Origin of the sequence: Actinomyces ruminicola (genome assembly GCF_900103885.1) — a bacterium.
In the GTDB taxonomy this organism is placed as follows: Bacteria; Actinomycetota; Actinomycetes; order Actinomycetales; family Actinomycetaceae; genus Actinomyces; species Actinomyces ruminicola.
This window is the reverse complement of record NZ_FNIM01000010.1, coordinates 51,207-76,183: the sequence shown is the minus strand read 5'-3', so window position 1 is coordinate 76,183 and position 24,977 is coordinate 51,207. Positions and strand designations below refer to the sequence as shown.

General features: G+C 69.1%; 24 protein-coding genes and 1 pseudogene. 18 read left to right on the top strand and 7 right to left on the bottom strand.

Features of this window, described 5'->3' with window-relative positions; genetic code table 11:
- Nucleotides 1–55: 55 nt before the first annotated feature.
- On the bottom strand, nucleotides 56–754 hold the full coding sequence (trhA, locus tag BLR49_RS08995; RefSeq protein WP_092536659.1) for a PAQR family membrane homeostasis protein TrhA: 699 nt from the start codon (nucleotides 752–754) through the stop codon (nucleotides 56–58).
- Nucleotides 755–937: 183 nt separating this feature from the next.
- Here trhA and uppS point away from each other — a divergent pair, with 183 nt between their 5' ends.
- Nucleotides 938–1,807, top strand: a complete 870-nt coding sequence (gene uppS, locus BLR49_RS08990; RefSeq protein ID WP_092536656.1) for a polyprenyl diphosphate synthase — start codon at nucleotides 938–940, stop codon at nucleotides 1,805–1,807.
- Nucleotides 1,808–1,991: 184 nt separating this feature from the next.
- Nucleotides 1,992–3,329 carry an RNA 5'-3' helicase PhoH2 gene (gene phoH2, locus BLR49_RS08985; RefSeq protein WP_092536653.1) on the top strand — a complete coding sequence of 446 codons (1,338 nt, stop codon included), beginning with the start codon at nucleotides 1,992–1,994 and terminating at the stop codon, nucleotides 3,327–3,329.
- 140 nt (nucleotides 3,330–3,469) lie between these two features.
- Here the strand turns inward: phoH2 and BLR49_RS08980 are convergent, their stop codons facing one another.
- The 3 genes from BLR49_RS08980 to xseA form a co-directional block, all read right to left on the bottom strand.
- Nucleotides 3,470–4,426, bottom strand: a complete 957-nt coding sequence (locus BLR49_RS08980; RefSeq protein WP_092536649.1) for a carbohydrate kinase family protein — start codon at nucleotides 4,424–4,426, stop codon at nucleotides 3,470–3,472.
- Between the two features lie 49 nt (nucleotides 4,427–4,475).
- On the bottom strand, nucleotides 4,476–4,775 hold the full coding sequence (locus BLR49_RS08975) for an exodeoxyribonuclease VII small subunit (protein ID WP_092536646.1): 300 nt from the start codon (nucleotides 4,773–4,775) through the stop codon (nucleotides 4,476–4,478).
- Nucleotides 4,776–4,909: 134 nt separating this feature from the next.
- On the bottom strand, nucleotides 4,910–6,271 hold the full coding sequence (gene xseA / locus BLR49_RS08970) for an exodeoxyribonuclease VII large subunit (protein WP_176765831.1): 1,362 nt from the start codon (nucleotides 6,269–6,271) through the stop codon (nucleotides 4,910–4,912).
- A gap of 73 nt (nucleotides 6,272–6,344) precedes the next feature.
- Between xseA and BLR49_RS08965 the strand changes: the two genes are divergently transcribed.
- Nucleotides 6,345–7,397 carry a 4-hydroxy-3-methylbut-2-enyl diphosphate reductase gene (locus BLR49_RS08965; protein ID WP_092536745.1) on the top strand — a complete coding sequence of 351 codons (1,053 nt, stop codon included), beginning with the start codon at nucleotides 6,345–6,347 and terminating at the stop codon, nucleotides 7,395–7,397.
- Nucleotides 7,398–7,414: 17 nt separating this feature from the next.
- Here BLR49_RS08965 and BLR49_RS08960 read toward each other — a convergent pair whose 3' ends face one another.
- Entirely contained in the window at nucleotides 7,415–8,089 is a 675-nt protein-coding gene (locus BLR49_RS08960) for a hypothetical protein (protein WP_092536641.1), read from the bottom strand.
- Between the two features lie 193 nt (nucleotides 8,090–8,282).
- Nucleotides 8,283–9,521: a DNA recombination protein RmuC gene (locus BLR49_RS08955; RefSeq protein ID WP_092536638.1), complete on the bottom strand. Its 1,239-nt coding sequence runs from the start codon at nucleotides 9,519–9,521 to the stop codon at nucleotides 8,283–8,285.
- Between the two features lie 69 nt (nucleotides 9,522–9,590).
- Between BLR49_RS08955 and ychF the strand changes: the two genes are divergently transcribed.
- The 10 genes and pseudogenes from ychF to BLR49_RS08905 all read left to right on the top strand — a co-directional run bounded on the left by ychF (nucleotide 9,591) and on the right by BLR49_RS08905 (nucleotide 19,619).
- Nucleotides 9,591–10,688, top strand: coding sequence for a redox-regulated ATPase YchF (ychF, locus tag BLR49_RS08950; RefSeq protein WP_092536635.1), 1,098 nt, complete (start codon nucleotides 9,591–9,593; stop codon nucleotides 10,686–10,688).
- A 9-nt stretch (nucleotides 10,689–10,697) separates the two neighbouring features.
- Nucleotides 10,698–12,560: an HsdM family class I SAM-dependent methyltransferase gene (locus tag BLR49_RS08945; protein ID WP_092536632.1), complete on the top strand. Its 1,863-nt coding sequence runs from the start codon at nucleotides 10,698–10,700 to the stop codon at nucleotides 12,558–12,560.
- A 10-nt stretch (nucleotides 12,561–12,570) separates the two neighbouring features.
- A complete protein-coding gene (locus BLR49_RS08940; protein WP_092536629.1) occupies nucleotides 12,571–13,758 on the top strand; it encodes a restriction endonuclease subunit S domain-containing protein in 1,188 nt (395 codons plus the stop codon).
- Complete coding sequence (locus BLR49_RS08935; RefSeq protein WP_092536625.1) at nucleotides 13,758–15,410, top strand: recombinase family protein; 1,653 nt, start codon at nucleotides 13,758–13,760, stop codon at nucleotides 15,408–15,410. Before BLR49_RS08940 ends, BLR49_RS08935 begins: the two co-directional genes overlap by 1 nt.
- Nucleotides 15,407–16,114 (top strand): AbiV family abortive infection protein, encoded by a 708-nt coding sequence (locus tag BLR49_RS08930; RefSeq protein WP_092536622.1) that lies wholly within the window; start codon nucleotides 15,407–15,409, stop codon nucleotides 16,112–16,114. The genes BLR49_RS08935 and BLR49_RS08930 overlap by 4 nt, the downstream gene beginning before the upstream one ends.
- A gap of 109 nt (nucleotides 16,115–16,223) precedes the next feature.
- Nucleotides 16,224–16,367: pseudogene (locus BLR49_RS13980) on the top strand (antirestriction protein ArdA); the annotation flags it as partial.
- 68 nt (nucleotides 16,368–16,435) lie between these two features.
- Nucleotides 16,436–16,783 carry an antirestriction protein ArdA gene (locus BLR49_RS13870; protein WP_281241809.1) on the top strand — a complete coding sequence of 116 codons (348 nt, stop codon included), beginning with the start codon at nucleotides 16,436–16,438 and terminating at the stop codon, nucleotides 16,781–16,783.
- 805 nt (nucleotides 16,784–17,588) lie between these two features.
- Nucleotides 17,589–18,422 (top strand): MerR family transcriptional regulator, encoded by an 834-nt coding sequence (locus tag BLR49_RS08920; protein WP_092536742.1) that lies wholly within the window; start codon nucleotides 17,589–17,591, stop codon nucleotides 18,420–18,422.
- A 221-nt stretch (nucleotides 18,423–18,643) separates the two neighbouring features.
- Nucleotides 18,644–19,078, top strand: coding sequence for a GNAT family N-acetyltransferase (locus BLR49_RS08915; RefSeq protein ID WP_092536619.1), 435 nt, complete (start codon nucleotides 18,644–18,646; stop codon nucleotides 19,076–19,078).
- A gap of 298 nt (nucleotides 19,079–19,376) precedes the next feature.
- Nucleotides 19,377–19,619, top strand: a complete 243-nt coding sequence (locus BLR49_RS08905; RefSeq protein WP_092536616.1) for a type II toxin-antitoxin system ParD family antitoxin — start codon at nucleotides 19,377–19,379, stop codon at nucleotides 19,617–19,619.
- A 41-nt stretch (nucleotides 19,620–19,660) separates the two neighbouring features.
- Here BLR49_RS08905 and BLR49_RS08900 read toward each other — a convergent pair whose 3' ends face one another.
- Entirely contained in the window at nucleotides 19,661–20,182 is a 522-nt protein-coding gene (locus BLR49_RS08900; RefSeq protein WP_092536613.1) for a DUF4256 domain-containing protein, read from the bottom strand.
- Nucleotides 20,183–20,341: 159 nt separating this feature from the next.
- On the opposite strand from BLR49_RS08900, the gene BLR49_RS08895 reads away from it, so the two are divergent.
- The 5 genes from BLR49_RS08895 to BLR49_RS08875 all read left to right on the top strand — a co-directional run bounded on the left by BLR49_RS08895 (nucleotide 20,342) and on the right by BLR49_RS08875 (nucleotide 24,965).
- Nucleotides 20,342–21,313, top strand: a complete 972-nt coding sequence (locus BLR49_RS08895; RefSeq protein ID WP_092536610.1) for a diaminopimelate dehydrogenase — start codon at nucleotides 20,342–20,344, stop codon at nucleotides 21,311–21,313.
- A gap of 72 nt (nucleotides 21,314–21,385) precedes the next feature.
- Complete coding sequence (locus BLR49_RS08890) at nucleotides 21,386–22,090, top strand: alpha/beta hydrolase (RefSeq protein ID WP_143013732.1); 705 nt, start codon at nucleotides 21,386–21,388, stop codon at nucleotides 22,088–22,090.
- A 519-nt stretch (nucleotides 22,091–22,609) separates the two neighbouring features.
- Complete coding sequence (locus BLR49_RS08885; protein WP_092536605.1) at nucleotides 22,610–23,185, top strand: lipoprotein LpqH; 576 nt, start codon at nucleotides 22,610–22,612, stop codon at nucleotides 23,183–23,185.
- A gap of 251 nt (nucleotides 23,186–23,436) precedes the next feature.
- Entirely contained in the window at nucleotides 23,437–24,312 is an 876-nt protein-coding gene (locus BLR49_RS08880) for a DUF5131 family protein (protein WP_092536602.1), read from the top strand.
- 62 nt (nucleotides 24,313–24,374) lie between these two features.
- Nucleotides 24,375–24,965, top strand: a complete 591-nt coding sequence (locus BLR49_RS08875; protein ID WP_176765830.1) for a DUF1349 domain-containing protein — start codon at nucleotides 24,375–24,377, stop codon at nucleotides 24,963–24,965.
- The last annotated feature ends 12 nt before the right edge of the window (nucleotides 24,966–24,977 follow it).

The following is a 24,977-nucleotide window of genomic DNA, read 5'->3' as shown; positions in this document are numbered from 1 at the left end:
GTCTTCTCGGTTTCAGGTGCTTGCGGCAGCCGCGGCCGCCGCGGGCATTATGCACTCATCGCAGCACCGCCAGGTAGCAGGCGGTGCACTGGCAGGCCCAGGCGGCCACCGTGCACGCGTGGAAGATCTCGTGGAAGCCGAACCAGCGGGGGAAGGGGTCGGGCCGCTTGCGGGCGTAGATGACGCCGCCGACCGTGTAGACGACGCCGCCGGCCACCAGCAGCCACACGATCGCCGGGCCGCCGGTGATCCAGAACTGCGGGAGGAACCACAGCGCGACCCAGCCGAGCAGGATGTAGAGCAGAGTGCCCAGCCAGCGCGGCGCCGTCGGCCACACCACCGTCTGCAGGATGCCCAGCGCGGCCCCGCCCCACACGATCCCCAGTACCAGCCGGGCGGTGCCGGCGTCGAGCAGCGCCACCGACAGCGGCGTGTAGGTGCCGGCGATGAGCAGGTAGATGTTGGCGTGGTCGAAGCGCTGCAGGACGGCGGAGACGGCCCGCGGGAAATGACCGTTGGAGATGTGGTAGACGCCCGAGTTGGCGAACAGCAGCAGCGAGCAGACCAGGTAGGCCGCGCAGGCCCACTTCAGGGCGGCTCCCGGCGCCAGTGCCGTCAGCACGATGCACGCGGCCAGCGCCAGGGGGGCCGTGCCTGCGTGTATCCACCCGCGCAGCTTCGGCTTGACGACGCGGGCGAGCTCGTTGGCGGCGCTGATCGCGGCCGCGCCGCGCGACTGGACGGTGGTGCGCATCGACGGTTCTCCTCACGGGCGGTGGCTCAACTGCAACTTACGCTACCGTAGGTTACGCTGCCGTAGGTTTGCTGGAAAGGTGGGCTGCGGCTCACTCGCGCGCTACCCTCGGACCTGGCGCGCCCGCCGACCCTGGTGCGGTGGCGTCATGGCCAACCGGCGCGCACAGGAAAGAGACGAGTCATGGCGGGCAACAACCTCCTCTACAACCTCTACGAGCGCCGCCTCGCCGCCCAGGTCAAGCCCGAGCGCGTGCCCCAGCACGTGGGCGTGATCCTCGACGGTAACCGCCGCTGGGCCCGGGCCATGGGCATCGGCACCGCCCAGGGACACAAGCGCGGCGCCGACAAGATCGAGGAGTTCCTCGGCTGGGCGGAGGACGCCGGGGTCGGGGTGGTCACCCTGTGGCTGCTGAGCACCGACAACCTCTCCCGCGACCCCGCAGAGCTCTCCCCGCTGCTGGACATCATCGCCCACGCCGTGGACGAGCTGGCCGCCACCGGCCGCTGGCGGCTGCGCCTGGTGGGCGCCGTCGACCTGCTGCCCGCACCGGTGGCCGAGCGGCTGCGCGCCGCCGTCGCCTCAACTGCTCGCGCCGACGGCGCTGCCGGGGATGGCGTTTCTGCAAGCGGCGGCGGGGAGGCGAGGGCGGATCTGGCGGGATCCGCGGGCGCCCGGGACGCGGCGGACAGTGGCGAGGGCGACTCGCGCATGCAGGTGAACGTGGCCGTGGGCTACGGCGGGCGCCAGGAGATCGCCGACGCCGTGCGCGACCTGCTGCGTGAGCGTGCCGCCGCCGGCGCCACGCTGGAAGCGGTGGCCGACTCCCTGTCCGAGGAGGACATCACCGCGCACCTTTACACCAAGGGGCAGCCCGACCCCGAGCTGGTCATCCGCACCTCGGGCGAGCAGCGCCTTTCCGGCTTCCTGCTGTGGCAGTCGGTGCACTCCGAGTACTACTTCTGCGAGGTCTACTGGCCGGCATTCCGGCGCATCGACTTCCTGCGGGCGCTGCGCGACTACGGTCAGCGCGAGCGCCGGCTGGGCAGGTAGCCGGGCACTCGCCCTGCCTATGGCTGTGCCTGCCGCCGGTGGCCGGCGTCGTCGTGGGTGCTGCGGCCGCCGCGCCCGAACGCAACCGCCCCTTCGGCGGCGACAGCAGGTATGGTGAGCGGTGTCACAGGCGGGTGGTGTTCGGGTGCCCGGCGCCGCCCGCCGAACGCCGACGGAGGCAGCTATGCGAACTTACGTCCTGGACACCTCGGTCCTCCTGTCCGACCCACGCGCGGTGCTGCGCTTCGACGAACACGCCGTCGTGCTGCCGGTGGTTGTGGTCACCGAGCTGGAGGGCAAGCGCCACCACCCCGAGCTGGGCTACTTCGCCCGCTCCGCGCTGCGCCTGCTCGACGCCCTGCGCGAGCAGCACGGCCGACTCGACCGCCCCATCCCCGTGGGCGACCGCGGCGGCACGGTGCGGGTCGAGCTCAACGGCGCCGACGCCCACGTGCTCCCGGCCGCCATGCGCCTGGGGGACAACGACTCCCGCATCCTCTCGGTGGCCGTCACCCTCGCCCGCCGCAGCCGCCAGGGCGGGGGAGAGGAGGGAGGCGAAGTCGTCGTCGTCTCCAAGGACCTGCCCATGCGCATCAAAGCGGCCGCCGTGGGCCTGGCCGCCGAGGAGTACCGGGCCGAGCTCGCCAGCGAGGACATCTACTCCGGCATGACGGCCGTGTCTGTTACCGAGGAGGAGGTCTCCCGCCTGTGGGACGACGGCGTCCTGGACCTGGCGGGGCTGGCGGACGAGGAGGCCGCCGACGACGTGGCGGCCCAGCCCACCCACACCGGCGTGGTCGTCAGCTCCCCGCGCGGTTCGGCCCTGGCCACCGTGGTGGATGGGACCCTGCGCCTGGTCGATCCGGCGCGGGAGGTGTTCGGTGTGCGTGGTCGCAGCGCCGAGCAGCGCATCGCCATCGACCACCTGCTCAACCCCGACATCGGTATCGTGTCGCTCGGCGGCCGCGCCGGCACCGGCAAGTCGGCGCTGGCGCTGAGCGCCGGCCTGGACGCCGTGGTGAACCGGCGCGAGCACCGCAAGGTCATGGTGTTCCGGCCCCTGTACGCGGTGGGCGGGCAGACCCTCGGATACCTGCCCGGTGACTCCGCGGAGAAGATGTCTCCCTGGGGGGACGCGGTGTTCGACACCCTCAGCTCGGTGGTTCCCACGGACCGGATCGAGCGGATCGTCGCCGCCGGCCAGCTGGAGGTGCTGCCGCTGACGCATGTGCGCGGCCGCTCCCTGCACGACGCCTTCGTGATCGTGGACGAGGCGCAGTCGCTGGAGCGCAACGTGCTGCTGACGGTGCTGTCCCGGATTGGCCAGAACTCCAAGGTGGTGCTCACCCACGACGTCGCCCAGCGGGACAACCTGCGGGTGGGCCGCTGGGACGGCGTGGTCAGCGTGGTGGAGTCCCTGAAGGATCGGGACCTGTTCGCGCATGTGGACCTGGTGCGTACCGAGCGCAGCGAGATCGCCGAGCTGGTCACGCGCATGCTCGACGAGGTGCCGCTGTACTGAGCTCTGGCGGCGCGCCCGCCTGTGGTGGGCGCGCCGCCGGAACTGCGGCTTCTACCGACTTCGGTACGTAACTTCTACCGATCTCGGTGAGGGGGCGGCCGGGTATGGCCGGGGTACGGCCGGGGCGTGTGGTCGTCGGGTCAGGCGCCGCGGGACTCCAGCTCGGCGCGGGTGGGCGGGTTGGCGCCGGCGCGGGAGACGGTGATGTCGGCGATGGCGGCTGCGTGCCGCAGCACGCGCTCCAGGGCGGCGGCGTCGATGCTGCGCAGCGCCTCGCGCTGCTCGGCGCCCACCAGGCCCTCGGCCCAGATGCCGTCCTCGAGCCCGCCCATGAAGGAGTCGCCCGCGCCGACGGTGTCGGAGACCACCACGGTGGGGTCGGCGGGCACCTCCATGCGCAGGCCGGAGGCGGTCACCGCCAGGGAGCCCTGCTTGCCGCGGGTGACGACGACGACGGCCGCACCCAGCTTCAGCCAGCCGCGCGCCACCTCCTCGACGTCGGCGTCCTCGCCGTAGAACCACTCGATGTCCTCATCGGAGCACTTGACCAGGTCGGCCAGGGAGATCAGCCGCTCCACCTGGGCGCGCGCCTGCTCGGGCGTGCCCATCAGCTGCGGGCGGGCGTTGGGGTCGTAGCAGATCGTGGAGGTGGCCCGGAAGTCGGACAGCACCTGCTCAACCGTGGCGGCGCCGGGCTCCAGGATCGCGGCAATCGAACCGGTGTGTACCAGCAGCGGTGCGGCCTCGCCCTCAGCGCGCTGCGGGTAGGGCGGGTTCCAGTCCAGGTCGAAGACGTAGGTGGCGGCCCGGTTGGCGCCGATGGTGGCCTGCGCGGTCGAGGTCCGGGCAGCGCCGTCGGAGCCGGGCGTCAGCCGCACGCCGGAGGCCTCCAGGTGCGCCCGCACCGCCAGGCCGCGCGCGTCGGTGCCGATCCAGCAGTCCAGCTCGGCGTCACGGCCGAGGCGGCTGAGGCCCAGGGCCACGTTGGCGGGCGAGCCGCCGGGGATGTCCTGGGCGGGCTGGTCGGGGTGGATGACGACGTCTACGAGCGCCTCGCCGATGACGAGGGCGGTACCTGCGGGGCCGGGTGCGGACATGTTTGGGCTCCTAATTGGTGGTGACCGAGGGCGGACGTGGGCTAGAAGGTCAGAAGGGGGTGGAGGCGTGGTTGCCCGGAGCGCCGGAATCATCGGCGGTATCGGCATGGCCGACGTCTGCGACGGCGGCCAGACGGGCGCGTGCGTCATCCAGCCAGGACTGGCAGCGGGCGGCCAAGGCCTCGCCGCGCTCCCAGAGCTTCAGCGCTTCCTCCAGGGGAACCTGACCGGCCTCCAGGCGCTGGACGACGCCGACCAGCTGCTCGCGGGCCTGCTCGTAGGGCAGCGAGGCGACGTCGGCATTGGCGTCTGCGGGGCCGGTCGACTCAGCGGGGGAGGGCTCGCTCATGCCCCGATTCTTACATGCGCGCGGCCGCTGCGCGCCGGGTCCGCGGGCCCATTCGCGGGTACTTGCGCAAGACTTCCGCGGGCCGCGTGCGGGCCGGGGAGGCGACGGCGGCGAGGCGGCGGCCGGAGCGGGGCTCAGGGCTCCGGCGTGGCGGGCTTGGTAGTGCCCACGACCTGCGCCACCAAGCGGCCGGAGGCCAGCACGCCCTCGATCAGGTCGCCCTTCTTCAGCTGCTGGGCGGAGGTGATGATGCCAACGCCCGGGGCGCGCAGAATCGCATAGCCGCGGTCGAGCACGCCCTGGGGGGACAGCGCCCGCAGGCGGGCGTGATCCGCCCGCAGGTCGGCCGTGGCCAGGGACAAGGTGGCGGACAGCGCCCGGCGCATGCGCTCGCGGGCCTGGTCCAACTCGGCAATGCGGTCGCGCACGATCAGCGTGGGGTCGGCCATCACGGGCCGGGCCCGCACCTGGTCCAGCCCGCGCTGCTCGGCGTCGAGGCGAGAGCGCAGCACCGTGCGCAGGCGGTCACGCGCCTGGTCCAGGCCCATCATCTCCTCCGCCAGGTCCGGCACGATCCGGCGGGCGGCGTCCGTCGGTGTGGAGGCCCGGTAGTCGGCCACCAGGTCCAGCAGCGGGCAGTCGGTCTCGTGCCCGATCGCGGAGACGATCGGGGTGCGTGCCGCCGCGGCCGCACGCACCAGTCCCTCGTCGGAGAAGGGCAGCAGGTCCTCCACGGCGCCGCCCCCGCGCGCCACCACGATCACGTCCACCTCCGGGTCGGCGTCGAGCTCGCGGATGGCGGCGGTGACCTCCCGCACCGCCTGCGCCCCCTGTACGGCGACCTCCCGGATCTCGAAGGGCAGCCCGGGCCAGCGCAGGCGGGCGTTGACGATCACGTCGTCCTTGGCCTTGGCGTTGCGCCCGCACACGAGCCCGACCCTGCGGGGCAGGAAGGGCAGCGGATGCTTGCGCTCGGCGTCGAACAATCCCTCGGCCGCCAGGATCCGGCGCAGCTGCTCGATGCGGGCCAAAAGGTCGCCGATGCCGACCGGGCGGATGTCGTCGGCGCGCAGCTCCAGGCTGCCGCGCTTGGTCCAGAAGCGCGGCTTGGCGTGGACGACGACGCGCGCCCCCTCGGTCACCTGCGTGCCGGTGGCCTGCTCGATGGCGGCCAGCTCGCGAGTGAACACGGACACGGACATGGACATGTCGGCGTCCGCGTCGCGCAGGGTGAGGTACTGCACGCCCGAGCCCGGTCGGCGGTTGAACTGGACGATCTGACCCTCTACCCACACGAAGGTCATCTTGTTGATGTACTCGTCGATCTTGGTCGACAGCAGTCGCAGCGGCCAGGGATTGTCCGGCGTGGTCTCCCGCGCCAGGCGGGCCAGCGGGCGGCTCGCACCGTTGCCCGCGGGCGTGTCACCGGGCGCACTCGCGGGTGTGCGCGCGGGCGGGCCCGGACTCGTGCGGCGGTTGGGCGGGTACTCGGTCACGGGCCCCACTGTGCCACGTTAAACGTGCGGCGGGCGTGTTCGCAGGGCGGGCTCCTGTGGCACAGTGGTGGGCGTGACCACGAGCGAAACCACCACTGCCAGCGCCGAGGAGGCGCCCGTAGTCCCCGGCAGGCGCATCCTGCTGGCCGCGCCGCGCGGCTACTGCGCCGGGGTGGACCGCGCCGTCGACGCCGTGGAGCAGGCCCTGGCCCATTACGGGGCGCCGATCTACGTGCGCAAGGAGATCGTCCACAACAAGTACGTGGTGGAGGCGCTCTCGCGGCGCGGCGCCGTGTTCGTCTCGGAGACCGACCAGGTGCCTGAGGGCGCGCGCGTGGTGTTCTCAGCACACGGGGTTTCCCCGGCCGTGCACGCACAGGCCGCCGCTCGCCACCTGCAGACCATCGACGCCACCTGCCCGCTGGTCACCAAGGTCCACAAGCAGGCGATCCGCTTCGCCAAGGACGACTATGACATCATCCTCGTCGGCCACGCCGGCCACGAGGAGGTCGAGGGCACCCAGGGTGAGGCGCCCGAGCACATTCAGGTGGTCAACGGCCCCGCCGAGGTCGACTCCGTGCAGGTGCGCGACCCCGAGAAGGTCGTGTGGATCAGCCAGACCACTCTGTCCGTGGATGAGACCATGGAGACGGTGCGGCGCCTGCGGGAGCGCTTCCCCCACCTGAGCGACCCGCCGGGCGACGACATCTGCTACGCCACCCAGAACCGGCAGGGGGCCGTCAAGGCGATCGCCCCGCGGGTGGACGTCATGATCGTGGTCGGCTCCGGCAACTCCTCCAACTCCGTGCGGCTGAAGGAGGTAGCCCTGGAAGCCGGCGCTCCGACCGCGCACCGGGTCGACTACGCGCGCGAGCTGGAGGCCTCCTGGTTCGAGGACGCGAGCACAGTGGGCCTGACCTCCGGAGCCTCCGTGCCGGAGATCCTGGTGCGCGAGGTGATTGAGCGACTGGGGCAGATGGGCTTCACCGAGGTCGAGCAGGTGCGCACGGCCACGGAGAAGATCGCCTTCTCCCTGCCCAAGAACCTGCGGGCCGACCTCAAGGCGGCGGCCGGCGGTGCAGTCCCGGAACGGCGCCGCCGCCCCGCCCAGGACCACACCTGCTGAGCGTGCGAGCCGTCCGCTCAGCTGATAATGCTGCCCAGGGCCTCGGCGTCGGCCACCACCCGGTCGAAGGGCACCAGCCAGACCGGGCCGTTCGGGCTGGTGACCTGGACCACCAGGTGCTCGGCCTGCAGGCACTCCAGGCGTGAGGCGGTGTCGTCCCCCTGCGTCTGCCACGAGGGCTCCTCGCTGGGGATGATGTAGCCGCCCAGCGCCGGGTTCGCCCAACGCAGCAGAAGCACCCGGGCGCCGGCGCGCGCAGGAACTGCGGGGTTGGTGGCCAGCGAGGAGGCGACGCCCTTCGCCGAGCCAATGCCGACGGCCTCGGCGAGCGCGCCGTAGGTGGTGCAGATGGCGGGTTCGTGCTCAATGAGCTTGGTCATCGCCTGGGAGACCCGCTCACGGGCGGAGGAGTCCGCCGCGGCGTCGGCGATGGCCCGTACGCGCGCCCCGGTCAGCTGGGCCTTCTCGGCCAGCTCCGAGGAGCTCAGGCCGCTGGCCAGGCCACGCAGGATGAGGTCGTCGCGCTCATCGCGGAGCGTGGAGAGCTGGTCCTGCAGCTGCTGCTGCCTGGCGGCGAGCGTGTTCAGATGGTTCAGCACCTCGGCGGCGTCGCTCCCGGTGCGGGCGGAGACGTCAGGGACTCGGGCAGTGCCGGCTCGGGGCGAGGCGCTGCTTGTGGTTGCGGCTGTCATAGGAAGGTGGACCTCCACATGTCGCGGTCAGAGGTTGCCAGGCACGCTACGGGGCGCACCTGGGAGGTTGCTGCGAAGTATCGCATGAGACCAGTTTATGTGAATGGTAGCGTATATGTAACCCCAGCGTTGCGACCTCGGCGTCGGGGGCGGGCTTTCGTGCGCCCGCCATTGCGGCACCGCAGCGGCGGTGCTACTCGTCAGTCGCGGCCAGTTCGGCGCTGGAGAACCGCCGGACCTGGGCCTCGTCCGCGCGGACGGGCTTCGGCGCAGCGAGCCCCTCGCCGAGCGGCTCGAAGGAGCGGGCCGTGACCAGCAGCCGCGACTCCATGGAGCCGACCGCCTTGTTGTACGCGGCCACCGACCGCGCCAGGGCGGTTCCCAGGGTGTCGAGGTGCTTGGCCACGGTGCCCAGCCGCTCGTAGAGCGTGCGGCCCAGGGCGACCAGCTCGCGCGCGTCGTCATTGACGGCGGTGCGGGCCCATGCGGTTGCGCAGGTGCGCAGCAGTGCCAGGAGCGAGGCGGGTGTGGTCAGGGCGACGCCGCGGTCCAGTGCATGCTCCATGAGCGTGGGATCCGCCTCCAGCGCCGCTGCCAGGATGGGCTCGGCCGGCACGAACAGCACCACCAGGTCCGGGGAGTCCTGGAGCGTGCGCGCATAGTGGCGGTCCGCCAGTGCATCGACGTGTCCGCGCAGCGCCTTGGCGTGTGCGGCCAGCAGCTTGGCCCGGCGCCGCTGGGCGTCCGCTCCGGCCCTTCCCGCGGCGTCTGGTCCTGAACCGACGGCGCAGGCCTGCAGGTAGGAGTCCAGCGGCACCTTGGCGTCCAGGGCCAGGAAGCCGTCGCCGGGCAGGTGCACGACGACGTCGGGCCGCGACCTGGCGGGATCGCCGCCCGAGCTGCCGGCTCCGTTTCTCCGTCCGACCAGGGAGGCCACCGAGCGCTGCTCGGCGAAGTCGATGTGCCGCATCATTCCTGACGCCTCCAGCACGCGGGCGAGCTCGACCTCGCCCCACACCCCGCGCGAGGAGCGCGAGCGCAGGGCGCCCTCGAGCGCCGTCGTCGTCCGGCGCAGCTCGCGATCGGACTCGGCGCCCGCGCGCAGCTGCTCGGTCAGCGTGGCGTGCTCGGCGGCGCGCTGCTTGTCCATCTGCTCCACCCGGGCGCCGACCTGCTCCAGCTGTGCACGCACCGGTGCGAGTGCCCGCAGCACCGAGCCGTCGCGCTCCGCGCGCTCCTCGGCCGCGGTGGTGCGGGCCGCCAGCTCCTCCGCGCGGGCGCGCCACTGGGCCGCCTCGGTGCGCAGCGCGGCGGCCTCGTCCCGGCCGCCCGCCCTGGCGGTCGCCGAGCGGGCCACGGCCAGGGCGTAGCCGACCACCGCTCCGACGAGCAGGCCGGTGAACAGGAGCAGGATGGGAAGCGCTGTGGACATGAAACCACCATCGCACGGGCGGCCGACAAGAACTCCGGGCGCTTAGCGGCGGGCCGCTACACTCGCCCCGTGGCACTCACTATCGGAATCGTTGGACTGCCCAACGTCGGCAAGTCGACCCTGTTCAACGCCCTGACCCGGGCGACCGTTCTCGCGGCGAACTACCCCTTCGCCACGATCGAGCCGAACGTCGGCGTCGTACCGCTGCCGGACCCGCGGCTGGACGCGCTGGCGAAGATGTTCAACTCCCACAAGGTCGTGCCCGCCACCGTCTCCTTCGTGGACATCGCCGGAATCGTGCGCGGCGCCAGCGAGGGGGAGGGGCTGGGCAACCAGTTCCTCGCCAACATCCGTGAGGCCGACGCCATCTGCATCGTCACCCGCGCCTTCGACGACCCCGACGTGGTCCACGTCGCCGGCAAGGTGGAGCCCGCCTCGGACATCGAGACCATCACCACCGAGCTGATCCTGGCCGACATCCAGACCATGGAGAAGACGATCCCGCGCCTGGAGAAGGAGGTGCGCGGCAAGAAGACCGAGGCCGCCGTGCTGGAGGCGGCGCGGGCCGCGCTGAAGGTGCTGGAGGACGGCGAGCTGCTCTCGGCCGCCGCGGCCGGCAAGGGGCTGGACACCGAGATCCTGCGCGAGTTCCAGCTCATGACCACCAAGCCCTTCATCTACGTGTTCAACATGGACGACGCCGGCATGCAGGATGCCGCCCGCCAGCAGGAGTTGGGTGCGCTGGTGGCGCCCGCGGAGGCGGTGTTCCTGGACGCCCAGTTCGAGGCGGAGCTGGTGGAGCTGGAGCCCGAAGAGGCCGCCGAGATGCTGCGCGAGAACGGCCAGGAGGAGTCCGGCCTGGACAAGCTGGCGCGCGTCGGCTTCGACACGCTCGGCCTGCAGACCTTCCTGACGGCGGGGGAGAAGGAGTCGCGCGCCTGGACGATCCGCAAGGGTTGGACCGCCCCGCAGGCCGCGGGCGTGATCCACACCGACTTCGAGAAGGGCTTCATCAAGGCCGAGATCGTCTCCTACGACGACCTCATGGAGTACGGCTCCATGGCCGAGGTACGCGCCCACGGGCGGGTGCGCATGGAGGGCAAGGACTACGTCATGGCCGATGGCGACGTGGTCGAGTTCAGAACAGGACTAACCTCTAAAAGGTAGACTCGGTGCATGGCCGAGAGCATCACGGAGAACCTGTTCCGCACCTTCCACGGTGCGCAGACCTTCATCGAGAAACATGACATCCCCAAGGAGTATGGATTTCTAACGAAGAAGGATGGCGGCACCGACGCAGGTTACCCCGACTTCTTCAAGGACATGGATGAGTGGATCATCGTCGTGGAGGCCAAGTCGGGTGCGCCCGGCCCCAAGACCAGCCATGCGGCCGCTGAGGCCGAGGTTCAGGGCTACATGGCCAACAACGCAGTGCCGGACGTTGACATCGTGGGCATCGCTGTTTCCGGGCAGACTATGGACTCGCTCAAGGTCACGTACTACTTCCGCAAGGGTGGTACCGATGACGTCGAGGTCATTGACGGGCTCACGGCGCTCATGCCTCTGGACGCCCTTGCGAAGCACTACCAGGCGGTGGCGCACGGCGACCCCCTCTCCGATATCGAGCTGCGTCGGTTCCTGCTACAGCTCAACGAGCGGTTCCACAAGGACTCCCGCGTCCGGGACACCGAGCGGTCGCTGTTCTTCTCTGCGCTCATGATCGCCCTGGACGACAACCCGTTCCGCGCCGTCTACCAGTCGATCGACGCCCCCGAGGACAATCGGCTGGTCGAGGCACGCTACCTCAATGACCAGATCGTCGAGGCCGTCCAACGTCAGCTCTCCAAGAAGGTCAACTCGCGTTCTAAGGAGATCGACTGGGCGGACCGGTTCGCCTTCGTGAAGACTGTGGACATCCCCTTGGACGAGTACAAGAACATCATCGCCGACATTGACGAGCGGGTGCATCAACCCTCGAAGCAGGCCACCAAGCGGGACGTCCTCGGTCGCGCGTACAAGATCTTCCTCTCGCGCGCAGGCAAAATGGACAATAAGAACATCATCCTCACCCCGGACCACATCATCCGACTCATGGTTGATTTGGCAGACCTCGGTCGTGACGACGTCGTGCTCGACACTTGCATGGGCTCCGGCGGCTTCCTCATGGAGGCAATGGAGCAGCTCGTGGACATGGCCCACGGTGACCAGGAGCGGATCGACCACATTCACAACCACCAGCTAATCGGTATCGAACTGGACCCCATCCTGTTTGCCCTCGCTTGCTCGAACATGTTCCTCCACGGTGACGGCAGATCGAACCTGCTCTACCGAGACTCCCTGATCAACCGAGACCGCACCTTCGCTGTGACCAAGCAGGACGAAAAGCTGCGGGACTACATCCGCAGTTTGAAGCCCAACAAGTGCGTCATCAATCCTCCTTACGAAGGGGACCATCCGATCAACTTCACTATTTCGGCGCTCAACTACTTGGAGGAGGGCGGTCGGCTCGTCATCATCATGCCGAACAACACCCTGTCCAAATCATCTAATGCCAGGGCATCGGAGTCGATCCTGCGGCACGCTCAGCTTGACTTCGTCATCGACATGCCCCAGCAGCTCTTCTTTGAGCAGGGGCGCGGAGTCAAGACCTCAATCTTCGGTTTCACGAAGTCGAGCAATGGACATCGGCAGGACTCACTCGTCACGTTCGTGGACATGGAGGATGACGGGCACGAGGTTCGATATGGCGCAGGCCGACGTGATTCAGGGCGTTGGACCGCAATCGCAACCGCGGTGGAGCGGGCCGTGCGAGACCATCTGGAGTTGGAGGCTGCGCGTTCTTGGCGGTCGGTGATCTACGACGACCAAGGACGCCTTGAAGCGCGCGGCGTAAGGCGAAACCCGTGGCCGCAGGCGCAGTCACATGATCTCGATGCCGCCGTAGCAGACTGGCAAGAAGCGAGAGTGCTGCGCAAGGAGGCCTACGAGCGCATGAATGAAGCGCTGCTGGCCGTCGGGTTGGGTGTCCTCGATGCATGAGTGGCCACAGATGCAGTTGAGGGACGTCCTGCAGCAGCACAAGCCTGATGCGCTTGTACCAGCTAACGAGGAACGCGTTCGCTTCGCTGGCGTGCGGTGGTACGGCCTAGGTCTGTTCGTGCGTGAGGAGCGGTCCGGTAGCGAGGTGATCGGAAAGTGCTTCCCGCTGAAGCCCGGGGCGCTGATCTACAACCGTCTCTTCGCATGGAAACAGTCGTTTGCCGTTGTCCCGGCTGAGTTCGCCGGAGTCATGGTCTCAAGTGAGTTCCCGCAGTTCGATGTCGAGCGCGAACGAGCGATCGCAGAGTTCGTGGCTCTGTACTGCGCCTCTCCGCAGTTCGCCGCACTAGCCAAGAGTGAGTCGACGGGAGCTGCGGCGGTCAGCCGGAACCGACTGAAAGAAGTCCATTTTCTACAGCTTCCGATTCTGCTGCCAAGTCTTGAAGAGCAGCGAACCATCGTTGACCTGATGACGCGCGTAACGGACGCCGTCGCGGCCGCGGAATCAGAAGCAGCCATGTTGATGGAGGTCCTTCGCTTGCGTAGGGACGAGCTGGTCGGCGCGGTCGAATCGGTTAGAGTGCGCGCGGACGCTGCTTTCGGCATCCGCCTGGGACGCCAGCGCTCACCGGAGCGAGCGACTGGCCCGTCGATGACCCAGTACCTTCGGTCAGCCAACGTCGGCTACGACGAGCTGCGCATGGACGATGTCATGTCAATGGACTTCGACGCGAAGGAACGCGAGCGCTACCGGCTCCTCGACGGGGACGTGTTGGTCTCTGAGGGCAGCGCCAGCCCGACCGCAGTAGGCATGCCGGCTGTCTGGCATGACGAGCTCGACGGGCCCGTGTGCTTCCAGAACACTCTGTTGCGGTACCGCGCCATCGAGGGGATCACCACCCCGGACTTCGTCCGCCACTGGTGCCTGTGGGCCTACGAGTCCGGCCAGTTCCGCGAGACAGCGGGCGAGGCACCGGGCGTCCGCCACATTGGCTTCAAGAAGGCCAGCGCAATGCAGGTGCGCCTTCCCAATCTTGACCAGCAGGCCGAGATCACGGCTGTGCTCAACCCCATGGCAGACGCGGTGGCCGCCCTGCGGGCCGAGGCGCAGCGCCTCCTGGAACTGCGTTCGGCGCTGCTCGAAGCCCTTTTGGCTGGCGAAGTCGATCTGCTGGGCGCAGCTGACGAAGAGGAATGATGGCTGACCAGAGTACGGCGCCCCGCAAGGCGGCCATCTATCTGCGCATCTCCCAGGACCGCGAGATGGACGACTTGGCCATCGACCGGCAGCGCGAGAAGTGTGAAGACTTGGCTCGGTTCCGACAGTGGGAGGTTGTCGAGACCTACGTCGACCAGTCGAAGTCGGCGACAGACCGCACCAAGGTGCGCCCCGCCTACGACCGCATGGTGTCCGACTATCAGGCTGGAGCGTTCACCGCGATCATCTGCTATGACCTCGATCGCCTCACGAGGCAACCGCGTCAGCTTGAGGACTGGATCGAGGCGGCCGAATGGCGAGGCCTCGCACTCGTCACCGCCAACGGTGACGCCGACCTGACCACCGACGGCGAACGCATGTACGCCCGCATCAAGGCTGCGGTCGCCCGAGCCGAGATGGAGCGCAAGGGCCAGCGTCAGAGAGACGCCCAACGGCAGCGAGCCCACCAGGGGCGCGCTCCCAAGGGCATGCGACCGCTGGGTTATGCGGTCAACGGCGACGTCGCCGAAGACGAGGCCACGACCGTGCGAGCCATCTACGCCGCCTTCACCCGTCCCGAGCACCCCGAGTCCCTCCGGTCGCTCGCGCGCGCACTCTCGGGCGCCCAGGAGGTCGCTGGCATCGCTCCCAGGCCGAAGCACTCGCACGTGGTGTCTGTCGAGCGTGCCGACGCCCGTAAGGCAGAGGGCAAGGAGCCTCGACCCATCGAGCTCGACGGACCGTGGTCGCCGAGCACAATCCTCGGCATCCTGCGCAACCCCAGGTACGCCGGGTTGTCGACCTACACGCCCAAGGTCGCCCAACCCGACGGTGGTCGACGCCGGTCGTGGAAGGCGCAGATTCTGCGCGACGACGCCGGCGAACCGATCCGTGGGCAGTGGGAAGCCATCGTCGACGACGAGACCTGGTGGGCAGCCCAAACCATCCTCGACGACTCCCGGCGCATCACCAATACTTCGGGCTCGACCAAGCGCAAACACCTCGGCTCGGGGCTCTACCGCTGCGGCGTCGTCGTCGAGGCCGACGGCGCGGTCTGTGGCAAGCGGGTGACCGGCGGTCCCCGGGGCTATCGCTGCGCCGGCCACATCGTGCGCTCCGGGGCTGCCATCGACGACAACGTCACCAACCGCATCGCTGAGCGCCTGTCCGAGCCAGACGCCCTGCGCAAGCAGATGCAGGCCGAACACGGCCCCGCTACGCGTGGGATCGCCGCCGCCATCAGTGAGCACCGGGCGCGCATCCTACGGGCGCAGCGTGACTACGACGACGGGGTCATCGAAGGGCGAGACCTCAAGCGCAATCGGGACGCAGCCGAGGCGCGCATCGCCGAGCTGGAGGCCGAGCAACTGACGGTCGGCCGCGCTGGTCGCCTCACCCCTGTGCTGGGCACGGATGACCCGGCCTCGGCGTTCCGCGAGGGGTCGCTCGACCTGCGCCGCCAGGTCATCGACACGTTGGCCACCGTGACGCTCTACCCGCAGCCTCGGGGGCGCCGTGGGTTCGACCCTGCCTCCGTCGAGATCGACTTCGGCGAAGAGCCCGATCTAGCCGAAGGGCGGTCTGAGCACCATGCAGAACTGCGAGATGATCTACGTGGCCCGCAACCGCTCGAAGGGAAGCTGCTGACATGACGAGCATGGCTCCCGCAGACGCGCGGACCTTCTGGAAGGCGTTGATGGACAACGCCTCGAACCTCATCACCGATGCCCACCTGCTGCTCGAAGTCGGGTCGTTCGGGCGAGCCCGCTCGCTGACCGTCCTCGCTCAGGAGGAGCTGGGCAAGGCCTTGTGGATATACGAGGAGTTCGAGCGGTCCTGGTCGACCGGCAGCACCGAGCCTCATGCGGTCGGCCGCCTCGGGATGAACGGCCGTTCCCACATCCGCAAGTACGCCAGCGCCTACGTGTTCGGCGATGAGTTGGCGGAGTTCTGGGGGCGCTTCGACGTGGACAAATACACCCCGCGCGACGGCGAAACCGAGAGGGAGATGTACTCTCGATGGGAGCGCGAGGCCGAGGAAGCAGCGACTGCGGCCAATCTCGCCAAGCAGGCCGGTTTCTACGTGGACCGCGACACGAACGGCACGATCACCACCCCGTCGGACGTCGGCGAGGGCACCATTCCTGAAGATCTCCAGACCGCCGCGCAGGTCATCGAGATGATGCTCATCAAGGACCACACCCGCATGAAGCACGACGCCTCCACTCCGTACGACAGCACCCACACGCAGCAGTTCCGTCTCCTGCCGATCTCGCACCCTGAGGACTGGGCCGCCGCATCGGAGGCCTTTCGCAACAGCGGAGGCGACGCGTTCCCCACCTCGGGTTCCGAGTAGCGCCGCTGGCGTGGCGCCGGGGGCCTCCACGAGGACCCGGCCGAGCGCCGATTCACGTGAGTACGGCTGTGATGACGCCGGGTCCCTCCTGACACCGAGGAGGACCGTCATGACCACCGACGCCATCTCCCAGGAGACCCCGCGCATCTGGGTCGGTTGCCTCGCCTGCTACAACGCGGGTCGACTCGTGGGCGAGTGGTTCGCCTGCACGGACCCCGACGAGGTGGTGGCCATCGACCTGGCCACCGTGCACGCTGCCGTCGGCGGCCCGCGCGCAGGCTGCGAAGAGCTGTGGGTCATGGACACCGACTCGACCACGAGATGGGGCTCAACGAGGCCGCGGAGTGGGCAGGGTGCGTTCAAGAGGCGGGAGCCGAGCATTGGTCGGCGGTCTGCGCCTGGGTGCGCTCGGGTGCCTACGTGGCGGAGGGAACCGGGGAGGTGCCCAGCGTCAGCGACTTCGAGGAGAGGTTCTGCGGACACTGGGACTCGTTCGTCGAGTACACCGACCAGCTGGCCGAGGACACCGGCCTGATGAAGGGCTGGTCGGCGGAAGCCATCAAGTACTTCGACTGGGCAAGCTGGAAGAACGACCTGTCGTACGACTACACGGTGATGGACGCCCCGTCCGACCAAGGCTACGGGGTCTACATCATCCAGAACCGGTAATGGTTCCTCCAAGGTCCGCTGAAAGTACCCGTCGAGGTCCACCTGGGGTACCGCCGCCCACCGACCGAGGGGAGGGACACGCCAGGGTCCACTCCACTGAAAGTACCCTCCCAGGACCATCGAAGGGCCCGGCTGCTCAGGCAGCCGGGCCTCCTGCTTTCAGTAGTCGAGATCACCGTCGTCTGGCGAAGGTGCCAATTCGGCATCCGTCGCGGCGTCCATCTCGGCAACCAGCAACTCACGGGCCGTGAGGTCCCTCTGGGGCGTGGCCGGCTCCTCAGGCAGGGGGTGGGGCTCGTTGTGTGGTGGCAATTCCCGCGGGGGTTCCCGTCGGCGGCATGCAGTGGCGAAGATGTGTCACCCGCCGGGGCCTTCGTCGAGGACGCGCCTGCGCCGTCGAAGACGCTCTCTAACCGTCGAGGACGTCCTTCCGGTCAGCGTCCTGACCGGCTGCCCCGCGTCCTCACGGGCTGTCCCGCGTCGTCGAGGGGCTCGCGGGGTTCGTTGACCCCGCCGGGGGATCGTCGGAATGCCCGCGACCGCCTCGCGGTCCCCAGCACGACCTCTTGTGGGTCCGACCGAGCACGCTGCCGCCCGTATCCGAATCCCGCGACACGCAGCCCCGAACCGTCGCGTTCACACGAGCGACCCATACGCCGACTCCCGCCAGATCTGCCCTGCCCAACCCCCGAGGCGTGATCTTTACCATGCCATCACCTCCCGGTGTCGCTGCGTCGCACTGTGTGCAGGTGGGCGGAGATATCGCTTTGCAGTTGACACCGTGTCAGGGTGTTCGATGGGCTGCATGGATCACGACGAACGGCTGCTGCGCATCGGCCTGTTCTCCAGGCTGACCGCGATCAGTGTGAGGATGCTGCGGTACTACCAGGAGCAGCACGTACTGGAGCCCGCGGCTGTCGACCCGTTCACCGGGCACCGGTCCTACGCGCCTGCCCAGCTCACTGACGCGCACTGGATCACCCGGCTACGTGACGCGGGCATGCCGGTAAGCGAGATCGCCGAGATCATGGCCAACCGTGGTGATCCGCAGCGCGTGCGCGCCATCATGTCCGCCCACGGCGCCCGCCTCGATGCCGAGCAGGAACGCCTGGGACGCATGAGCGCCGCGTTCGAACACATCAACGCCTACCTCAAGGAGTCGACCATGGACATCAACGTCCGCCAGATGCACATGCCCGCCATGACGGTGGCGGCTCTGCGCCGCGTGCTGCCGTCCTACAACGACGAGGGCCAGCTGTGGCAGGAGGTCGTGCCGCTGATGGAGCGCAGCGGCCTGGTGCTGCCCGAGCATGACGAGGGGCTGGGCGGAACCACCTACCTCGACCCGGAGTACCGGGAGTCCGACGTCGACGTAGAGGTCTGGATCAGGGTCCCCGCGCCCTTCACGCCGGTGGCGCCGCTGGAATGCCGTGAGGTGCCCGCGCGCGACGTCGTGGTCGCAACCCTCCACGGCAGCTATGACGGCATGCCCGAGGCCACCGCGGCGATTGGCGGTTACATCGCCGCTCACAACCTGCGCACGGGACCCATGTTCAACATCTACCGGGTCGGCCCGGCGCACAACCCTGACCCCTCCACCTGGGTAACCGACGCGTGCTTCCCGATCATCGAGGAGTGATCGCGTCGTCTCTTTCCGCCTCGGCGCAGCCGGGAGCTGCCGGAGCGGAACGCCGTGGTTGCCGATGAACTGATCACTCGGGTCGGCATGCGTGGAGGGCCGCTGACAGGGCGAGTGCTGTTTGTCGATTCACGACCTTGGGGTGCGTTTCACGACCCCGGGGTGGTCGTGAAACGCACCCCAAGGTCGAAAACCGTCAGCATGGCGCTAGTCTCCACGACATGAGCGAGCTGACCTACCTCACCGGCCGCGGCTCCGTCGCGCCCGACCAGATCGAGGGCATGTTCGTCGGTTGGCCGTCCCCTCCCTCCGCGGCGCAGCTGGTGGCAGTCATGGACGGCAGCTACCGACGCGTCTGGGCGCTCGACGGCGACCGCGTCGTCGGCTACATAAGCGCCATCAGCGACGGCGTGCTCAACGCCTTCATCCCCTGGCTTGAGGTCCACCCGGACTACCAGGGCCGGGGGATCGGTGCGGAACTGGTGCGCCGGCTGCTCGCCCAGCTCGACGACATGTACGCCGTCGACCTGTGCTGCGATCCGGAAATGCTGCCGTACTACGAAAGGCTCGGCTTCGCCCGCCTGGCCGGCGCGGGTCTGCGCAACCCCGGTGCGCTCACAGGTGAGAACACGCCGCAGACGCTTTCGGATCTCTGAGACCGCTCGCCCGCACCCCTGCTGTCTGGCTAGCACCTGTGGCTTTACTCGGTGGGCGGTCTGCGCCGCAGGGTCTTGAGCTCCGCGCGCCGTCGCTTGGCCGCCAGGCGACGGCGCTGGGAACCGCGGCCGGGCTTGGTGGCACGGCGCGCCACCGGCGGGCTCGTCGCGCTGCCCGACGATCCGCGGGCGATCGAGATAGTGCATCGTTCGGCGGGTTCGCGCCGCTCCTGACTCGATGCTGGCGTTCGGCGCGGGCCGCAACGCAGCGGGTACCAATTATTGGTCGGATGGGGTCATGGCAACGAACACCTCCGTCAGCCTCGACGATCACTTCACCGGATTCATTGCGCGCCAGGTCGGATCTGGACGCTACCGGTCCGCAAGCGAGGTTGTCCGCGCCGGCCTGCGCCTGTTGGAGGACCGGGAGACGGAACTGGCGGCATTACGTGAAGCGCTTGCGGAAGGCGAGGCGAGTGGGCCCGCTGGGCCCTTCGACTTCGACGCCTTCATCTCCTCAAAGACATCGAAGACGTTATGAGCATTTATCGGCTGACCCCGGCCGCGCGCTGAGTGCGACCGCTACACCCGCAGCACGCCGCGCCACCCGCGCGCCCCGTAGTAGGAGTCGGCGCCGTTGTGGTAGACGAACACCCGGCCGAAGCGGCGGTCGCCGAACAGCGCCCCGCCCAGGGCGCGCACCTCCACCGGCGTCGCCAGCCAGGTGGAGGTCTTCAGATCGAATTCCCCGAGGCTCTGCAGGTGGCGGTAGCCCACCTCATCCATGAGCTCGACGCCGAAGGCCGCCGCCTCACCCGCGGCGCTGCCCCGCGGCGGATTCCTCTTGCGGGAGCGCAGTGCGTCGTCGTCCAGGCAGAGGCTGCGCCGGCCCGAGGGAGTCTCCGCCGCGCAGTCGTAGAAGACGAAGGCGTCCGCCTCGGCGTCGTAGCCGACCACGTCCGGCTCCCCGCCCGTGTCCTCCATGCGCCTGAGCGCGGCCACGGCCTCCGGGCGCGCCGCCAGGCGCGCGGCGACCTCGTCCCAGGAGATGCCCTCGTGCCTGTGCGGGTGCGCCTTGAACCGTTCCCTGAGCAGATCGATCATGTCATCCCCTCTGCTTGCGCTGTGCCAATGGCAGGACACATTCTCGCCTACGCGGACGGGCCAAGGCGCCGCCGCAGGGGACCACTCCCTGGTCCGTCACGCGACGGCAACACGGCTGGTCTCTAGGATCGTCCCGAAGCAAGCACATCAGGAGGAAGCATGATCAGGGTAGCGATCAACGGATACGGTAACCTCGGGCGCGGTGCCGAGCAGGCCGTCGCCAAGAACGAGGACATGGAGCTCGTCGTCGTCTTCACCCGCCGTGACCCGGCGTCGGTGACCACCCAGGGCGCCCCCGTCGCCCACGTGGACGACATGCCCGCCTGGGCCGACAAGATCGACGTCTGCCTGAACTGCGGCGGCTCGGCCACCGACCTGATCGAGCAGACCCCGGCCGCCGCCGCGCTGTTCAACACGGTCGACTCCTTCGACACCCACGCCCGCATCCCCGAGCACTTCGCCGCCGTCGACGCCGCTGCCAAGGCTTCCGGGCACGTCGCCCTGATCTCCACCGGCTGGGACCCGGGCCTGTTCTCCATGCTGCGGGTGCTGGGCGAGGCCGTCCTGCCCGACGGCGCCACCACCACCTTCTGGGGGCCCGGAGTCTCCCAGGGGCACTCCGATGCCCTGCGCCGCATCGACGGCGTGATCGACGCCAAGCAGTACACCCGCCCGGTGGAGGCGACCGTCGCCGCGGTCAAGGCCGGCGACGACGTCGAGCTGACCACCCGCTCCATGCACACCCGCGACTGCTACGTGGTGGCGGAGGAGGGCGCCGACCTGGCCCGCATCGAGCGGGAGATCAAGGAGATGCCCAACTACTTCGCCGACTACGACACCACCGTCAACTTCATCACCGCCGAGGAGCTGGCCGCCCGGCACGCCGGCATCCCGCACGGCGGCACCGTCATCCGCCGCGGGCACACCTCCGAGGGCGTGGCCGAAACCGTGAACTTCGAGCTGCAGCTGGACTCCAACCCGGAGTTCACCGGCTCGGTGCTGGCCGCCGTGGGGCGGGCGGTGACGAGGCTGGCCGCGCGCGGCGAGTCCGGCGCCCGCACCGTCTTCGACGTGACGCTGGCCGACCTGTCCGCCAGGACCCCCGAGGACCTGCGCGCCCACTACCTGTGATGCTGGTCGTCCCGCCCGGCGCCGTCTTCGCTCAGGCGGCGCCGGGCGACCTGTATCGATAGGCTGGCTTTTGTGGCAGGCGAGCAAGTGCATAGGGATCCCGGCCTCGGTGACGCCACCATCTGGGGTGAGCAGGCACCGCGCGCCTTCCTGTGCGTTCACGGTGCCGGCGGTTCGCGGCGCGACGCCGAGGGATTCGCCGCCCGGGCCGCACAGGCCGGCTGGCAGACCGTCGCCTGCGACCTGCCTGAGGGACTACTGCCCTGGGAGTGCGTGCCCTACTTGCATGACCTGGCGGCGCAGATGCGGCAGCGGTGGCCCGTGCTGGGGCTGCGCGCCACCAGCATCGGAGCGTGGCTGTCTCTGGTTGCGCTGCGCGATGCGCACCTCGAGCTCGCGCTGCTGCAGTCCCCGGTGCTGGACATGGTCGGATTGATCGAGCAGATGCTGCGCCAGGCGGGTCTGTCGCGCGAGGCACTGGCCGAGCAGGGCGAGATTCGCACCGATTCGGGCGTGCTCTCCTGGCGCTACCTGATCTACGCCGAGGTCCACGCGGTGGCCAATTGGAGCGTGCCGACGTCGATCATCATGGGGGATCAAGATGAGCTGCTGCCGCGTGAGCCGGTGGGCGCCTTCTGCCGCCGCTTCGGCGCCGACCTGACGGTGGTGGAGGGCGGCGCCCACTGGTTGCACGAGCCCGGGGAGCTGGATGCCGTGGTGCGGTGGGAGGAGGCCGCTCTGACGACGGACGAAGAAATGCCTGCAATGGGTTCCTGACAGGCGCTCTCGGGCCGTGCGGCGGGCAGAGCGCGCGAAGATGTCAGAGAATGCACCACTTTGGCGTGTCGCGGTGATGCTTGCGGGACGTAGCCGCGTGATCATGCGGTTCATCTTTGCGGCTCGAGCCGGCTCGGGTTGAAAGTGGTGTCTTCCGTGCCATCATCCGGCCCTCTCCGGCTCGCTCGCGTTAGGTGCCCGCGAATGGAGCCGCGCCTGCTTACTGGTGCCGGGCGCCTGAGCACCTTCGTCGGCCGCCTCGGCCAGACAAGCTCGCCATCACACCCGCAAACGCGAGGAGCCCCTAATGCGTCGATCGATGGCTGCTGACGACAGTTCAGAGTGTGAGGTGTCGTCTCGGTCCTCGGCGCACCCTGATGTGGGGAGACGTAGGTGCCGGCCCCGAACTGAGCCGGACGCCTGAGCGAGTGCATCCGAACCGTAATCTTGGTAGCTTCACCGCTGGGGCGCCCCTGAGGCGCCGTCCTCCCGTCCCGACCAACAGACAGGAACCCAAGTATGAAGACTCCTATCGTCAAGACCGCCACCATGACCGCTGCGTTCGCCCTCGTCCTGGGGCTGTCCGCCTGCGGGGGCAACAGCTCAAACGACGCCGAGCAGTCGGCCTCGCCGTCGGCTGAGGAGCAGGCCGCTACCACTGTCGAGTCGGAAGCTGACGCCGGAGCCGACGCTGGAACCGATGGGGGTCTTTCCGCGGACGACTTCGAGGTCGGCGGCGACTTCTCCGGCACCTTGAATGGCGAGCCCTTCGAGATCGAGAACGTCGGGGTGGCGTGCGGAGAGCAGGACGGGAACACCGTCATCGGGGTTGGTCCGTTGGACGCCGCACTGACCGACCCGGGAGTGAGGTCGATATCCCTCGTGGTTGATGGTGCCACGAGTGAAGTCTCGCTGATCACCATCATCCCCGGTGATGGAGAGTCGCTTAACTACACGAATATTGGTGGCTACAGCAGCGACGCGGGCAGCGTGCAGGCCGAGATCGACGGCTCCACCTACACCGTCACCGGCGAAGCCGCCCCGAGTAGCTCGACGGATACCCAGCCCTTTGAGTTCACCATCACCTGCCCCTGACACAACCAGGCGGCGGTCTGCTCTCGCCCGCGTGCGGCGCCCTCCGTGTGTGGAGGGCGCCGCACGCCGTCGTGAGAGCTCGGTCTCTCCCGAGGCTGCGCGGGGCGAGCCGGATAGCGCGGGACGAGTGGGGGAGATGTGTCGTACTGGCGCCACCCCATAGGTTCGAATCGATGTAAAATTGCTCCGCTTCCGGCAGGTCTGCCGGCTGTATCGCTTCGGCCTCGCCCGCCCGACGCAACAGGAGGATCGTGCACGACACCTGGAATCCCTGGCACGGCTGCCGTCGCGTCTCCGAGGGCTGCGACCACTGCTTCATGATGTTCCGCGACGCCTCCTGGGGTGTTGACGGCGAGCTCATCCGCCGCGTCGGGTCCGACGGCTTCCGCTACCCGCTCGCCGTCGACCGCACCGGCGCCTACAAGGTGCGCGCCGGAGAGATGCTGCGCGTATGCATGACCAGCGACTTCTTTCTGCGCCAGGCCGACCCCTGGCGCGAGGAGGCCTGGGACATCATCCGTGCCCGCCCGGACGTGAAGTTCTTCCTGCTGACCAAGCGCCCGCACCGGGTCGCCCGCTGCCTGCCCACTGACTGGGGCGACGGCTGGGACAATGTCATGCTCTCCGTCTCCATCGAGAACCAGCGCCGCGCCGACCAGCGCCTGCCCGTGCTGCTCGACCTGCCCTTCACTCACAAGGGCGCCATGGCCGCGCCCCTGATCGGCCCCATCGAGCTTGGCCGCTACCTGGCCGATGGGCAGATCGAGCAACTGATCGTGGGCGGGGAGAACTACGGCGGCGCCCGCCCGCTCGATGTCGACTGGGTCCGCTCCCTGCGCGCCCAGTGTGAGCAGGCGGACGTGTCCATGACCTTCATCGAGACCGGCTCCACGCTGATCAAGGACGGGCGCACCTACCGGATGGGCTCCAAGCGCAACCAGTCGGTGCAGGCCCATCGCTCCGGCCTGTCCTACACCGCTCAGGGCCGCAGGCCCTGGCGCCTGCGCGCCCCGCTCGGTTGGGAGGTCCCCGCCGCCCAGCTGCACGTGCCCCACTTCGACGGCGACTGCCTGAGCTGCGGCTCCCGCCCCATCTGCAACGGCCTGTATCGGGGACGCTGCGCCTGAGGTGCGCCGTTTCCCGGCGCCAAGCGCACGACAGGCGGGGCAAGCGCGGCTAGGCTCGGATCATGACGACGCTTCCCTGGTCCGCAGGCCACTGGCTGAACCCGCCCGCCGCCGTCGAGGAGAGGGGCGGGGACCTGCTGGTCACCGCCGTGGAGAAGTCGGACGCCTGGCGCCGGACCGGCTACGGCTTCATCGTGGACTCCGCTCATGCCCTGCTGGCACCCTTCGTGCAGGACAGCGCGGTGGAGGTGGATATGACCGCGGCCTTCACCGAGAACTTCGACCAGGCCGGGGTCATGGTGCGCGTTGACGCCGAGCACTGGGTCAAGGCGGGGGTCGAGTTCTCCGACGGCGCCTGCCAGCTGGGCGCCGTCGTCACGGCCGGCAACTCCGACTGGTCGGTGAGCCCCGTGCCCGACTGGCAGGGCAAGCGCGTGCGCATCCGTGTCAGCCGCAAGGGTGACGCCCTCACCATGCGCGCGGGACTCATTGCGCCCGACGGCACCGCCGCCCTGCGCATGGTGCGCCTGCTGCCCTTCCCCGAGGGCGCCGTCGCCCAGGCCGGCCCCTTCCTGTGTGCCCCCAGTCGGGCCGGACTGGTCGTTCCCTTCCACGCCTGGCGGGTAACCGAGGCCGACGCCTCGCTCCACTGACCGCCCAGATCG